The sequence below is a fragment of the Actinoplanes sp. NPDC021490 genome (assembly GCF_055562135.1).
Genome location: NZ_JBVHFW010000007.1, coordinates 55,719 through 69,365 on the forward strand (window position 1 = coordinate 55,719; position 13,647 = coordinate 69,365).

Genomic DNA, 13,647 nt, shown 5'->3' on the forward strand with positions numbered 1-13,647 from the left:
ACAGTTCCCTGTACGTTGGTCCCGACAACGTTGGTTCGACCAAGGAGTTTGTGATGCGGGTTCTCATTCCCGGTGGCACCGGCGCGGTGGGCGAGGGCGCGGTACGTGCCTACCTGGCGGCCGGCGCGAAGGTAGTCGTTCCGGCTCGTACCGAAAAGCGGGCGGACGAATTCCGCCGGCTGCTCGGGGACGCCGCGACAGAGCATCTACACCTGTTCACCCACGACTACTCGACGTTCGAAGGCGCCGAGTCGCTCGCCGCCACGATGCAGGATCGACTCGGTGGCATCGACGATGTGATGGCGCCCATCGGCGGCTGGTGGGCCGGCAAGCGGCTCTGGGAGATCGCCGAGACCGACTGGAACACCGCTTTCGCCGGACTGGCCACGACCCACATGGCGGTCGCTCGTGCCGTCATGCCGCGACTCAGCGGGCGCGGCTCGTACGCCATCGTCGTGGGCGAATCGGCCGTCTATCCCGTACCCGGTAGCGGGCTCGTCAGCATGGAGCAGGCAGCCGTCCTGATGATGCAGAAGGTTCTCGCCGCGGAGGCCGGGGACAGCCGGCGAGTCCACGCGTTGGTGCTCGGCCCGGTACGCACGCGTCTGATGCCGGGCGAACCCACCTGGGTCAGCGCCGATCAGATCGGCGCCGTGGCCGTCGCGCTCTCGAAGACGCCGGGTGAAGCGAGCCGCGAGGTTCTGCTGCGCACGAGCGCTGAGGCCGAGCAGATCCTGGCCACGCTGGCATGATTCTCGTTCAAGCAGGGGCGGGCGCGATGAGTTGCCGCGCGAGGGTGATGAAATCCCGTACGGCGGGATGGCTCGGGGGTTGCTTCCAAGCCAGATAGACCGGGACGGCTGGTACGTCGATGAGCGGAATGTAGGCGACGGCCGGGTTCGGGTATGTGGCCGCGGTGGCGGTGGTAGTGACGCCAACCGCATGGCCGGCGGCGATGGCAGCGATCCAGTCGTCGGTGTTGGCGACCTCCATGGTGTTGTTCGGGCTGTCATCCGGCGGCCAGAGGCCCAGGGTCGCGGTGCCGGCGATGGTGTTGACGGCGATCGGCTTGGCGAGCAGATCGTGCAACGTGAGCCGTGCCTTCCGGGTGAGAGGGCTGTCGGCGGCGACCGCGGCGACGCGCGGCTCGAGCAGGAGGACCACGGTGCTCACCTCAGCGGGCAGGTCGGCGGCCTCGCCCCGGACGACGGCGACGTCGACGGTGCCGTGGTCCAGCCCGGCGAGACGATCGTCAACGCGCAGCAGCTGCAGGGGCGTGTCCGGGTGTTCCTGCTTCCAGCGTCGCAGCAGTGGCATGGTGTGTTCGCCCAGGGCTGACCAGGCGTGGCCGAGGCGTAAGGGCCATGTTCCGGCGCGTGCGGGGTCGAGCGCCTCGTCGACGGCCGTGACCGCGGCGGCGGCTCGCGGCTGGAACGCCTGTCCGGCCGCGGTGAGCTGCAGATGATGGGTGGACCGGTCGATCAGGCGGGCGCCGAGGTGCGCTTCCAGCTGGCTCAGGGTGCGGGAGAGCGCGGGTTGCGTCACATGCAGCCGGGCCGCGGCCCGGGTGATGGTGCCTTCGGCGGCGATGGCCAGGAAGGCCCGCAGATGCCGCAGCTCAACGGTCATAACCACAGAGCATAACCGCAGCTGATTTGGCATTTCACGGGCCGAAAGGTGACTCCTACCGTCGACCGCATGACCAACACCCCTGGGGCGGTAACGCTGGTACTGGGAGCCTTGCTGTCGGGTCCGTTCGGCGGCGCGGTCGCGGCGCTGCTGTTCCCCCGGGTCGGGGTGGACGGGGTCGTCACTCTTCGGCTGACGATCGCCGCGCTCCTACTACTGGCGGTGTGCCGGCCCCGCGTACGGGGATATCGACGAGCGGACTGGTTGTTGATCGGCGGATTCGGTGCGGCGCTCGCCGGCATGAACACGCTGGCCTACCACGCGATCGCGCTGATCCCGCTCGGTCCCGTGGTGATGCTGGAAGTGCTGGGGCCGCTCGTGCTGTCGGTGGTGACCGCCCGCCGCGCGGCGAGCTGGCTGTGGGCCGGCCTGGCCGCCGCCGGGGTGGCGTTGCTGAGCAGCACCGGATCCGATCGGCTCACCCCGGCCGGGGTCGGATTCGCGGCCGCGGCAGGCGCCGTGTGGGCCGGATACATCATGGCCAGCGCGCGGGTCGGGCAACGCTTCCCCAAGGCTGACGGCCTGGCCCTGGCCATGACCGCCGCCGCGGTCCTCACCCTTCCGTTCGGCGCCGGCACAGCCGGATCCACGCTGGTGCACCCCGACGTCCTGGCGATGGGCGCCGCAGTGGCGCTGTTGTCCTCCGCGCTGCCCTACACCCTGGAGTTGCTGGCACTACGACGCATGCCGACCACGACCTTCGCCGTACTCATGAGCCTCGGACCCGCCGTCGCTGCGATTGCCGGCTATGTCGTCCTGCACCAGCAGCTCACCGGTGTCGAAGGGCTGGCCATCGCGCTGGTCGTCGCGGCCAACATCGGCGCCGTACGAACCCCGTCCCGGCCGGTTCCGTCCCCGATGACGAATACTCCGCAGGGAAAGGTCAGTGGGACCCTTCGCTGAGCCGGTCGGCGGCTCGGGCAGCGCGCTGCGTCCAATGACCTGATCCGGCTCGCCGAGCGATGCTGATCGCCTGCCGGTAGTGGTCGGCGGCGAGCGCCGGCTCACCGCGATAGACGGCCAGGTCGCCCAACACCTGCGCCACCGGCGCGACGGCGAGCACCGCGCTGCCGGCCGCCGCGAGCATGTGGGCATAGGGCAGCAGTTCCCGGTAGGCGTCGGCGGCGCGTCGCGGATCATCGATCGCGATGCCGAGCAGCCCGCGCACCGCCCAGTGCAGATCGAATGCGTAGTCCCGCCGGATCGGCGCCGGCCGGCCCGCGAACTCGCGGGCTTGCTCGACCCGGCCGGCGTGCGCCAGCGCGAGGGCGTAGAGCTCGGGGTAGACCCGGGCACCCGCCGACCCGGCGTCCCAGCGGGATACGAGCTCGCCCATCCGGCCGACAGCCAGCCAGGCACAGGCCGTCGTGACGGTCACCGCGTCGCCCACCTCCAGCAGCATGCGCAGCCGCGCCATCCGCCGTTCCGATTCCCGGTACGCCGTCTGGGCGGCCTCGAGGTCCCCGGCGACGACGTGGCGCAGGCCGTGGTACCACGACGCGATCGCATGGGCCAGCGGTTGACCGTACGCCTCGGCCAGCGATTCGACCGCCGCCACGTGCCCGTCGGCCGAGCTCAGGTCGCCGACGGCGGCCGAGGTCTGCGCCAGCGCCATGTTGCCGAGAAGCTGCGCCGAGATGATCTGCTCGCCGCGGCCCAGTTCGAGCAGCTCGGCGCCGGCCCGGCGGCGCTCATCGTGTCCGCCCGGCCAGTAGTTCTCGAGCAGCACCGCGTTGTAAGCCATCGTGAGCAGGTGCGGATCGCCGATGCGGCGCGCCATGTCCTCGGCCGCGCGGGCGGCGGAAAGCCCGCGCTCGTCGTTCTCGCCCTCCAGCTCGATGCCCATGCTGATCAGCATCCGGCAGCGGGATTCCGAGTCGCCCGGCGGCAACCGCCGAAGGATCTCCTCGGAACTGCGCACCAGGTCCAGGTCGACCGATCCGTACGAGTGGCTGGTCCAGAGGGTCGGTACGTCGAAGGCGGCGATCGCCGCGGCCGCGAAAACGGGGTCGTCGATGGCGTCGGCCTGGCGAAGGGTCTCCGCCCGCAGGGACCGGGCCGCGACCAGATCACCCGCGGATGCCGTCGCCCGCACCTGCGACACCAGCAGGTTCAGCCGTTCGGCGGGCGCCCCGCCCTGCTGGTCGAAGGCACGCAGGGCGGTCTGCCACCACCGTACGGCTTCCCGATAGGCGTAGCGGCGCTCGGCCTCCCCGGCGGCGAGCCGGGCGAAGCGCAGCACGGACGCCGCCATGGCCGGGTCGGCGGCCGTCTCGTAGTGGTAGGCGATCGCGGTCACATCATCCGGTCGGTGCCGCTCGATGGCCGCCGCCGCCCGGATGTGCATGCGGGTCCGGCGCATGAGCGACATCGTGCTGTAGACGGCGTCGCGGATCAGGGCGTGCGGGAACGCGAGCACGCCTGGCCGAGGCTCGAGGAGAAGTCCCGTCAGAAGCGCCGCGTCGATGTGCTCGAGGACGATCTCCTCGGCCTCGCCACTGAGGTCCATCAGCAGGTCCAGGGTGATGTCCCGGCCGAACACCGCCGCGTGGGCCAGCATGCCGCGCGCCGGGGCCGCCAGCTGCCCGATCCGGCGGCTCAGCACTTCCTGAACGCCGTCCGGCACGGCGGTGAGGGCGGCGTCCCGTCCGGCCGTGGCCAGCAGCCGCGCCGACTCCCCGACGAAGAAGGGGTTCCCGCCGGTGCGTTCGGTGAGCGCCTCGACGACCTCGCGGTCCACCGCCCCGCCGACCGTGCTGGTCAGGATGGCGGCGACCGCCGGTGCCCGCAGTCCTTCGAGGGCGAGCCGATGGGGCTGGTGGCGGGCCAGCTGCGCGAGGGCGTCCTCCAGCGGGCTGGAGGTCTCGGTGCCACGCCGCGTCAGCGCCACCAGCACCGGCCGGCCGGTGAGCGCCCGGCAGGTGGAGACGAGGATGTTCAGGGTCTCCTCGTCGGCGCGATGCAGGTCGTCCAGGGCCAGCAGGAGCGGCTGTCCGTCCGACAGCTCCTCCAGGTAATCGTGCAGGGCCCGGCGGGTGCGGTGCTGCCCGATGACCGGGTCGGGGTCGGGCGGGCTGTCGTCGCGCAGCAGCCAGCCGAGGGACTCGCCGACGCCCGGCCGCGGCGGCCGCAGCCGGGCCAGTTCCCGGACCGCCTCGGCCCAGGGCCAGCCGGGCAACACGCCGCCGGTCTCGGCGCACCTGCCGTGGCCGACAAGCCAGCCGCGTTCCGCCAGCAGGCCGGCCAGTCGATCCAGGAGGGCTGTCTTGCCGGCGCCGGCCTCACCGGTCAGCTGGACCACACCACCACGCTCGGCGATGGACAGCAGACGGTCGATCTCTCTCTGCCGTCCGACGAACCAGTCGGTGTCCGCCGCCGGCGCGGACTGTGCTCGCGGCGGCGGCACGGTGACCAGGCGCTCGGCCTGGGCCAGGATGTCGGCCTCGAGAACACGAAGCGCGCGTCCCGGGTCCAGGCCGGCCGAGTCGGCCAACGCAGCGCGGGCGCGACGCAGGGTAGCGAGCGCCTCCGCCTGGCGCCCACCGGCGTACTGCCCGGCGGCCAGCAGGGCCCAGCCCCTCTCACGCAACGGGTGCTCGAGGACATGCGGGCCCATGGCCGTGATCACCTCCGGCGCCTGCCCGAGCCGGAGCCCCGCGTCGGCCCGATGCTCCACGGCCTGCAGTCGCAGCTCCTCCAGCCGCAGGGTGTCGGCCCTGGCCCAGTGGGCGTCGGCGAATCCGGCGTACGCGGCGCCACGCCACAGGGCCAGAGCCCGGTCCAAAGTAGCCAGCGCGCCGGCCGGGTCGGTGTCCATGCCGGCTGTTGCGCTGCCGACCAGCCGTTCGAACCTCCAGGCGTCCACCTGATCGGGGTCCGGCCGGAGCGCGTAACCGGGACTCGAGGTGACCACCATGCTCGACGTGCTGCGCGGCTGGCGGCCGGGCTCCAGCTGACGTCGCAGGCGGGAGACGAAGGCCTGAATGGCGGCGGCCGGCTGCTCGGGCAACCCGTCCGGCCAGAGGTCGTCGATGAGCAGGTCGACCGGTACGACCCGCCCCCTGGCCACGAGCAGCCGGGCCAGCACTGCACGTTGCCGCGAGCCGGTCAGCTCAACGGCCTGCCCGTCCAGCCAGACCGCGAGCGGTCCGAGAACGCCGAACGTCATCACAAGTCCACAGCGTAGGCCCCCGGTCAGTGGCTGACCAGGACGCGAACCCCCTGACCGGTCCGGCAGTCAGAGGCCGGTCAGAACGCCGGCACAGACTCGTCACGAGCGACCCGGAAGCGGGCCGACCACTGGAAAGAAACGAGCCATGACCAACAAGACCGCGCCACAGGTTCTCCTCCCGGGCCAGCACGCCGCACCGGCCGGCCCCGTTGACCTCACGAACATGTACGTCATGCACCACGCGTTCCGGCGTGACCTGTCGGCCTTCCGCACCACCGTCGGCCGCGTGCCGCCCGATGACCGCGGCCGTTGGCGGGCGCTCCTGCGTCGGTGGCAGATGTTCGCCACCGCCTTGCACCACCACCACGCGGCCGAGGACGCCGGTCTGTGGCCGCTGCTGCTTGACCGCGTGGCCCGGGCCGGCGACGACGACGCGCGCGACGTGCTCGACAGCATGCAGGCCGAGCACGCCCGCATCGACCCGCTGCTGGACGAGTGCTCCGACGGGTTCACCCGGCTGGCCGAACGGTTCGCGCAGGGAACGCACGCCGCGCTGCAGCGCTCGCTCGACGACGCCTGGCAACTTCTCGATGGGCACCTCGGGCACGAAGAGCGCGACGCGATGGCGGTCCTGCAGCGCCACCTCGGCCAGGACGACTGGCTACGGGTGGAACGGCAGCACTTCCGGCCCGCGTACGCGCTGCGGGAGGTCTTTTCCGTAGTGCCGTGGACCATGGCCGGGCTGCCCGCCGACGTACGCCGGACCGTCCTCGCAGCCGGGGGAGCGCCGATCGTTGCCATCTGGTGGCTGACCCGCAGGTCGTTCGCCCGTCTGGAGTTCGCCGCCTTCGGCGCAACGCCGGACACCGGCACCCGCTGAACTGACCCCACCGCCACCGGAGGATCCTCATGCCCACATCACCCATCCTGGTCGTCGGCGCGACCGGCACCATGGGCGGTCTCGTCCTCGACGAACTCGTCGCCCGGCACGCCAACGTCCGTGTCCTGGTGCGCAGGCGGCGGCCGGCTGACTCCTTCGCGCCCGGCGTCACCCAGGTGGTCGCCGACCTGCGCGACTCCGACGCCCTGCCCGCGGCCCTGGCCGATGTCCGGGCGGCCCTTTACATCTCGCCGCACGAGCAGACAGAGGAGGACCTCGCCCGGAACTTCGTCCGGGCGGCGGAAGGCGCCGGCACGCGGATCGTGTTCGCCGGTGTCCACATATCGGCGCGCACCGTCCTGGGCCAGCTCCAGCTTGCCGTGACCCAGCGGCTCTTCCCCGCCTACCGGCCGAAGTTCCGCATCGGTCAGCTCATCGCCCGCAGCGCCACCAGGCCCGTCATCTTCATCCCGACGAACTTCTACCAGAACGACGAGATCTTCGCCGAGGACATCCGCGCCGGACAATTTCCCATGCCGATGCGCCGGGTGAATCGCGTCGACGTCCGCGACCTGGCCGAACTCTGCGCCCGGGCGCTGCTCGAACCTTCGTACCCGTCCGGTGAGCACACGATCGCCGGGCCGGAGTCGTTGAGCGGCCAGGAGTGCGCGCGGATCTGGTCGCAGGCGCTGGGCCGGCCCGTGGCCTATGTCGGCGACGACGAAGCGGCCTGGCAATCAATCTTCCGCCAGCGTCTGGAGGGAAAGAAGCTGCAGGACATGCACAACAGCTTCGTGCTCCTCGGCCGGCGGTCGTTCGTGGTCCCCAAAGCGGTCACCGCAACGACAAAGCTGCTCGGCCGCGCCCCGCGAAGCTACCGCGACTACGTGACCGACCAGGCAACCCTCGACACACCGCGCGGCGAGCATCCTCCTCGTCCGCGTGACGGCGGAGCCCATACCGGGCAAGCCTCCCGTCACTACTCTTGAGAAGCACCATTCGGCTTTCGCGTACGGCAAGGCGTCCTTGACTTCGAGTGCACTCTAAGTGCCAGGGTGTGGGGCATGACTGATGCGATGCCGTCCTCGTTGGTGCTCGGCGCGATGATGTTCGGTACCACCGTTGACGAGGCCACATCGTTTGCGTTGCTCGACCGGTTCGTCGAACGCGGCGGCGTGTGGCTGGACACCGCTGACTGCTACGCGTTCTGGGCCAGCGACACGGGCCACGGTGGTGACAGTGAACGGGTGCTCGGACGATGGCTCGCGGCCCGCCCCGGCGTCCGGGAAAAGGTGCGGATCGCCACCAAGCTGGGAGCCGAGCCGCTCGAGGCGGGTTCCTGGCCCGACCGCCGAGAAGGGCTGTCTGCCGCCGCGGTGCGAACGGCTTTCGCGGGCAGCCTCGACCGCCTCGGTGTCGACCGCGTCGATCTGCTGTGGCTGCACCAGGAGGATCGCTCGGTGCCGATCGAGGAGACCGTCGACGCGCTCAACGGGTTGCCCGCCGACCGATTCGGCGTCTCCAATCACCCGGCCTGGCTGGTCGAGCGGGGCCGTGCGCATGCCCGGTCGATCGGGGCGCGACCCTTTGACGCCCTGCAACTCAATGCCACCTATCTGCGGCCCCGTCCGGGCACGCTTCCACCCGGCGTCGCACACCGCTTCGGCGTGCTCAGCGACGAACAAGCCGACTACGCCGCCGAGCATGGCATGGACGTGTGGGCCTACACGCCGTTGCTTGCGGGCGCGTACGACAACCCGCAGAAAGACATCCCCGAGGTGTACGACCATCTCGGAAACACCTCCCGTCTGGCTGTCCTGGACGAGGTGGCCAAGGAGGCCGACGCCGCCCGGGGGCAGGTGGTGCTGGCATGGCTGCTGAGCCGCGGCATCCGGCCGATGCTGGGTGGCAGCAAGCTCTACCAGCTCGACGCCGCGTTCGACGGTGTGGCTCTGGAACTGAGCGCGGACCAGCTGCGGCGACTCGACGAAGTGGACCGGTCGGACTGGGCCATCCCGTACGCGCAACGCTGACGAACGGCGATGCCGTAGCCGCAGCCGGGCCGGGACGCTCAGCAGCCCAGCCGCCGGGTGCTCAGGGCGACGTCGTCGATCCACAGGTTGAACTCGCCCGGCGTGGTGCCGCTCTGATACAGCTGCCAGCCGATCTTGACGGTGTCCACGGCCGGCAGCACGAACGGCACGTCGTTGCCGCCGTGCTCGCTGGTCGAGGCGGTCAGGTCCGGATTCGCGACGCCGTCGATCCACACCGCGACGCGGTTGTCCGTCCGGTCGAGCGTCCACTCGAAGCACTGCCACGTGTCCTCGACGACCGGCGCCGACTCGCGCCAGTTGGTCCAGTCGCCGGTGGGGCCGCCGTCGGCGCCCACGCCCCAGAAGGTGCCGGGGACCGTGGGCGCGTACTGGCCGCCGATCGGGCGGACCACTTCGGAGCTGCCGCTGCCGGTGGCCTCGACGAGCGTGAAGTGCGCCCAGTCCGGGGCGGTGGGGAACGCGTCGGTGCGCAGCCGCATCCGGCCGTAGAGACGATTGCCCGGCACGGTCAGGTCGTCGACCCGCAGGAAGGCACGCCCGTTGTCGACGGTGTGCACGTGCAGCACCTGGTTGCCGCGCCGGGCCCGCTCGACGCTGAGCGTGCCGTTGCGTGTGTCGGTGCCCCACTTCAGGGTGCTGGGTCCGCCCGTCGGCAGGCGTTGGAAGTCTTCGCAGAACAGCAGGTTGCTGGTGCACGTGCCGGGATGGGCGGCGCTGGCCGCGCCGGCCGGGGCGCTGCCCGCCACGACGCCGAGCATCAGGGCCGCGGCGGCCGCGGCGACGAGGTGACGCATGGGTTCTCCTTCGTGGCGGGTGATGAGGTGTCAGCGATGGCTGGTCTGGAGCTCGCGATCGCCGGCCACGGTGGCCGGAACGCCGCGGCGCCGGGCGATGAGGGCGTCGACGGACCACGGACCGGCGCCCGCCACCGCGATCAGCAGGAAAGTCCAGGCGTAGAGCGCCGGCGTGACACCGCCGTTCTGGATCGGCAGCAGGGCCTGGGGCTGATGGACGACGAAATAGGCGTACGCCATCGAGCCGGAGGCGACGACGGCCGCGGGGCGGGTGGCCAGTCCGGCCAGAACCAGGGCGCCGCAGACCAGCTGGATCACTCCGGCGTACCAGTTCGGCCAGGTGCCCGGCTCGATCGCCTGGCCGGAGCCGCGGTTGCCGCCGAGCACCCCGAAGACGGAGGCGAGCCCGTGGCACAGGAACAGGAAACCGACGACCATCCGGAACAGTGACCACGTCGGCGCGGTGAAGCGGTGGGGAGACATGGCTCTCCTTGGGGGAGGAGTGGGAGCGGTGGGGTTCCCGCAGGTTAGGGGCTCGGCAACATCAAGGCAACGACGTACGTCAATGTCCTGGTGGAGGCGTGGGAGCGCTCCCATAAGGTGAGAAGGCCCCGTACGGCTACGAAGTGAGGGTCACCGCGACCGGCGCCTGGCCGGGGATCGAGACGGTGTAGTCGCCGTGGAATCCGCGTACGGTCAAGGTCCCGTCCGGCCCGGTGCGCATCGGCGTCGGCGGCAGCCACCACTCGCCCTTGATCAGGTTCGCCAGGGCGTCGTACGACGGCTTGCGGGTGCCGTCCTTGCGGATCAGCCCGACCGGCGCGCCCAGCCAGGCGCCGTCGTCGGTCAGTCCCCAGTAGTTGATCGACTGCACCGCCGGATGCGCCACCAGCGAGCGGTAGTGCCGGGCCATCTCGTCGGCTTGGCGAGCTTCCCCCTCGGGCGTGGTCGGCCAATCCGGGATCTGATAGTCGTTGAGGTCCTCGATGCCGGGCGGCATCAGGTGACCGGACACCAGGGTGCTCTCGGTCAGGTGCAGCGGCAGGCCGTAGCGGGCGAACCGGTCGAGCATCCGGGTCATGTACTCCTCGCCCCGATAGCCCTTGTGCATGTGGGTCTGCAGCCCTATCGCGTCGATCCGGATGCCCGCTTCAAGTACTCCCTCGATCAGACATTCGTACGCGGAACTGAGGTCGAAGTCGTTGAGAACCAGCGTCACCGCCGGATTGGCCGCGCGGGCCTCCTCGAAGGCCATCCGCACCATCGCGATGCGCCCGCGGGCCCGGGCAAGCCGGGTGATCGCGTTGTCGCCGTTCTCGAAGACCGGCATGATCACCGCCTCGTTGATGGCGTCCCAGACATCGACAACGCCGGCGAACCCACCGACCAGCTCACGGATCCGGTTGCGCTGCAGGCGTTCCACCTCATCGAGGTCGCGGTCGAGCAACCACGGCGGCTGCACGGTGTGCCAGACGAGCGGGTGACCCTTGACGGTGACGCCACGATCGGCCAGCCAGCGCGCGGTCCTGGTCAGGCGCTCGACGTCGGTCACGCCCGGCCGCGGCTCGTACGGCCCCCAATAGAACGGGAGCGTCGCGGTGTTGAACAGGTTGAGCCACAAGTCACCGAGGCGCTCGAGGTCGAGCTCGGTCGCGCCGCCGAAAGCCGGGCCGGACGCGTCCGGTGGCGGCCCGCCGACCAGACCGACGAAGTCGAACCCGATGTTGCCGAACGCGAAAGCGTGCCGCTGCTGGGCCACGGTGACGTCGCGGTCGGCCAGCGGCTGCCCGTCCGGCCCGGGAACAGTGAGGGTGAGTTCGCCGATGCGGTGCTGCAGGGTGTCAGTCACGGGAGTCCCTTGGTCGAGGTGACGAGGCAGTGCCGGTCACGGATGTGATCGAGCCGGAGGGGCACCGACGCCGGGATCTCGAACCTTACTTTTCCCCTGGGGCCGGTGGCCGGGTCGCGAAGTGGTCGCGGAGGATCTGGTGGCTGAACGTGTACTCGTTGCCGCCGGTGCGTTGCAGGAGCGCAAGCCGGGTGGCGCGGTGCAAGAAGGCCGGCAGGTCGGCGGGGATGAGACGGTCGTCGCGCAGCCTGGCTTCCACCACGGTTACCTCGAGGCGAGCGCTGAGCAGCACGACGAGCACGGTGACGAAGCAGACGGCGGCGGCCAGAACGCCGCCGTCGAACGCAGGGCGCAGCGAGGCGAACACTTCCGCGTACGGCCGGTCGGCAGTGCTGAATGCGGTCAGGATCAGGCGCCCGGTGGCAAACACCAGCGTCGTGACGAGGCCGGACGTGATGGCGACGTACGCGGCCCAGCGCGCGCTGCGCAGGGCGAACGGGCCGAACGGGCGCACGACAGGCCCGACGGCCCAATTCTCCGTGTCGGTCCACCCCCACTCGACGCCCTGGAGCAGGGCCAGCGCGCTCACCGAAAGCACCGCGACCACCACGAAGATCAGCAGACGCTGCCGCTGACCGGCGTCGAGCGAACCCCAGACCGACAGGCCTTGATAGAGGCGATAGGCGTCGTACAGCGCGCAGACGATCGTCACCAACCCGCCGAACCGACGGAACCCGCCCCGGAACTCGCGGGGCGACCACGAGATGCGAGGCCGCGCCGTCCGTACGGGAATCGCGGTGTCGCCCGTACGGTCCGGCACGTGGACGGCGCTCAGCAAGACGAACAGGCTCAGCGCGACGCCGAGCCCGACCGCCGCGTGGCGGGGCACAAGGATCGCGGCCGCGCTCAGGGCGGCGACCAGGGCCACCAGCAGACCAACGGACAGGTTGATCACCCGGCGGGCCGTCCGCTGCGGGATCCATTCGACCATCAGGTAGTCACGCAGATAGAAGGTGTTCAGGCGATGAAGCTGGGCGGCGATCCAGCCGAGGTCGCGCAGGAACGCCTCGCGCTCCGCCCGGGCCTGCGGTGCGGCGAGCGCTCCTGCGCGGTCGTCACGGAGCAACATGGATTCCGCGTACGACTCGATGATCGCCCTTCGTGGATTACCGTCGCGCAGCCGCAGCATGGTGGTGCCGTCCCGATCCGGGAAGGCCAGCAGGGCCGTGGTGAAGAACAGCCGGGTCCGGAGCACATCGACCAGCGCGGGAGAGTCGCGCGCCACCGAACGTAGCTCGTCGTGGGTGCCGCGAAACCGGTCCAGATGCAGATGCACTTGACCGGCGCTGACCGGCTCGATGACCAGCGCCGGCAGGTCGAGCTCGACGCCACCGGCCCGGGTGCCTTCCGGATTGGCCCCGAGCAGCAGACCGACCGCGGGATGGATCCTCCGGAAGGCGTTCACCTGCTCGATCGCCTTCTTGCGGCGCAGCGGCGGTAGCCAGCTCAGATTGTCGATGAGCAGGTAGACGGTTCCGGCGGCCAGCCAGCGGTCGACGGCCGCCCCCGGTACCGCACTGCGCTGCCGGACGACCTGTCGCACGTGCCCGGCGAGGTCAAGCTCGGTGGGCCACGAGCCGGCATCGATCAGAACCGGCATGACCGGCTCCTCACCGCGGTCGAGCCGCGCGGCCGCGTCCTCGGTGAGCGCCCACGTGGCGTCGCGCAGGAAGGTGCTCTTTCCCGAACCGGGCTCGCCGACCAGCGTGAGCGAGAGACCACCGCGCAGGTCGACCACCGCGCCGACCAGATCGGCCATGCTCGACATAGCCTGGTGCGGTCCGTCGGCCTCGTCGGCGGGCCGCAACGTCAACGGGAGCCGGGCGGCCGGCCCGAGCAACACCCCGGCCTCGACGTCGATCGAGCCACGGTCCCTCGCCTCGAGGGTCTTGCGGGTCGTATTGATCAGCCGGGCTGAGAACCGTGACTCTGCGGCAGCGGTCAGTGCCTGGGCGTTGGCGGGCGGCTGCAGCTGGTCGTAGGCAAGGGCCGCGAAAACGCACACTGTGACCGGGATGATGAGGGCCGGCGAGGTCAGCCAGTCCGGGGCGTCGTCGGACAGGAAGTTCACGAGTAGTGGCAGCACCACGAGCGCTAGGGCGAGCACGGCGACCGCCCGCGCCCGGCGGACCGGAAACCTCATGCCCTTA

The 13,647-nt window shown here is 70.8% G+C and carries 11 protein-coding genes; 5 read left to right on the plus strand and 6 right to left on the minus strand.

The features are described 5' to 3' along the window. Positions 1-53: 53 nt before the first annotated feature. On the plus strand, positions 54-752 hold the full coding sequence (locus ACZ3I4_RS20315; RefSeq protein WP_465383514.1) for an SDR family NAD(P)-dependent oxidoreductase: 699 nt from the start codon (positions 54-56) through the stop codon (positions 750-752). 7 nt (positions 753-759) lie between these two features. Here ACZ3I4_RS20315 and ACZ3I4_RS20320 read toward each other — a convergent pair whose 3' ends face one another. Beyond that, complete coding sequence (locus tag ACZ3I4_RS20320) at positions 760-1,629, minus strand: LysR family transcriptional regulator (RefSeq protein ID WP_465383515.1); 870 nt, start codon at positions 1,627-1,629, stop codon at positions 760-762. Positions 1,630-1,698: 69 nt separating this feature from the next. Between ACZ3I4_RS20320 and ACZ3I4_RS20325 the strand changes: the two genes are divergently transcribed. After that, positions 1,699-2,592 carry an EamA family transporter gene (locus ACZ3I4_RS20325; RefSeq protein WP_465383516.1) on the plus strand — a complete coding sequence of 298 codons (894 nt, stop codon included), beginning with the start codon at positions 1,699-1,701 and terminating at the stop codon, positions 2,590-2,592. Here the strand turns inward: ACZ3I4_RS20325 and ACZ3I4_RS20330 are convergent. Then, entirely contained in the window at positions 2,573-5,857 is a 3,285-nt protein-coding gene (locus tag ACZ3I4_RS20330; protein ID WP_465383517.1) for a BTAD domain-containing putative transcriptional regulator, read from the minus strand. The two genes, ACZ3I4_RS20325 and ACZ3I4_RS20330, sit on opposite strands and share 20 nt — an antisense overlap. A 148-nt stretch (positions 5,858-6,005) precedes the next feature. Between ACZ3I4_RS20330 and ACZ3I4_RS20335 the strand changes: the two genes are divergently transcribed. The 3 genes from ACZ3I4_RS20335 (at position 6,006) to ACZ3I4_RS20345 (ending at position 8,773) form a co-directional block, all read left to right on the plus strand. Further along, a complete protein-coding gene (locus tag ACZ3I4_RS20335; RefSeq protein WP_465383518.1) occupies positions 6,006-6,740 on the plus strand; it encodes a hemerythrin domain-containing protein in 735 nt (244 codons plus the stop codon). Positions 6,741-6,769: 29 nt separating this feature from the next. Then, entirely contained in the window at positions 6,770-7,729 is a 960-nt protein-coding gene (locus ACZ3I4_RS20340) for an SDR family oxidoreductase (RefSeq protein WP_465383519.1), read from the plus strand. Positions 7,730-7,804: 75 nt separating this feature from the next. After that, positions 7,805-8,773: an aldo/keto reductase gene (locus ACZ3I4_RS20345; protein ID WP_465383520.1), complete on the plus strand. Its 969-nt coding sequence runs from the start codon at positions 7,805-7,807 to the stop codon at positions 8,771-8,773. Positions 8,774-8,811: 38 nt separating this feature from the next. Here the strand turns inward: ACZ3I4_RS20345 and ACZ3I4_RS20350 are convergent, their stop codons facing one another. The 4 genes from ACZ3I4_RS20350 to ACZ3I4_RS20365 form a co-directional block, all read right to left on the minus strand. Next, the gene (locus ACZ3I4_RS20350) at positions 8,812-9,588 is read right to left on the minus strand and encodes a hypothetical protein (RefSeq protein ID WP_465383521.1); all 777 of its coding nucleotides are present in this window, start codon (positions 9,586-9,588) and stop codon (positions 8,812-8,814) included. A 30-nt stretch (positions 9,589-9,618) separates the two neighbouring features. Next, on the minus strand, positions 9,619-10,071 hold the full coding sequence (locus ACZ3I4_RS20355; RefSeq protein ID WP_465383522.1) for a DoxX family protein: 453 nt from the start codon (positions 10,069-10,071) through the stop codon (positions 9,619-9,621). Between the two features lie 136 nt (positions 10,072-10,207). Further along, positions 10,208-11,437 (minus strand): endo-1,4-beta-xylanase, encoded by a 1,230-nt coding sequence (locus ACZ3I4_RS20360; protein WP_465383523.1) that lies wholly within the window; start codon positions 11,435-11,437, stop codon positions 10,208-10,210. Between the two features lie 85 nt (positions 11,438-11,522). Further along, positions 11,523-13,640, minus strand: coding sequence for a hypothetical protein (locus tag ACZ3I4_RS20365; RefSeq protein WP_465383524.1), 2,118 nt, complete (start codon positions 13,638-13,640; stop codon positions 11,523-11,525). Positions 13,641-13,647 lie beyond the last annotated feature (7 nt).

Coding starts and splice junctions, on each gene's coding strand:
- ACZ3I4_RS20355 (WP_465383522.1), bottom strand. CDS start 10,071: ATGTCTCCCCACCGCTTCACCGCGCCGACGTGGTCACTGTTCCGGATG.
- ACZ3I4_RS20330 (WP_465383517.1), bottom strand. CDS start 5,857: ATGACGTTCGGCGTTCTCGGACCGCTCGCGGTCTGGCTGGACGGGCAG.
- ACZ3I4_RS20320 (WP_465383515.1), bottom strand. CDS start 1,629: ATGACCGTTGAGCTGCGGCATCTGCGGGCCTTCCTGGCCATCGCCGCC.
- ACZ3I4_RS20345 (WP_465383520.1), top strand. CDS start 7,805: ATGACTGATGCGATGCCGTCCTCGTTGGTGCTCGGCGCGATGATGTTC.
- ACZ3I4_RS20335 (WP_465383518.1), top strand. CDS start 6,006: ATGACCAACAAGACCGCGCCACAGGTTCTCCTCCCGGGCCAGCACGCC.
- ACZ3I4_RS20340 (WP_465383519.1), top strand. CDS start 6,770: ATGCCCACATCACCCATCCTGGTCGTCGGCGCGACCGGCACCATGGGC.
- ACZ3I4_RS20350 (WP_465383521.1), bottom strand. CDS start 9,588: ATGCGTCACCTCGTCGCCGCGGCCGCCGCGGCCCTGATGCTCGGCGTC.
- ACZ3I4_RS20325 (WP_465383516.1), top strand. CDS start 1,699: ATGACCAACACCCCTGGGGCGGTAACGCTGGTACTGGGAGCCTTGCTG.
- ACZ3I4_RS20365 (WP_465383524.1), bottom strand. CDS start 13,640: ATGAGGTTTCCGGTCCGCCGGGCGCGGGCGGTCGCCGTGCTCGCCCTA.
- ACZ3I4_RS20315 (WP_465383514.1), top strand. CDS start 54: ATGCGGGTTCTCATTCCCGGTGGCACCGGCGCGGTGGGCGAGGGCGCG.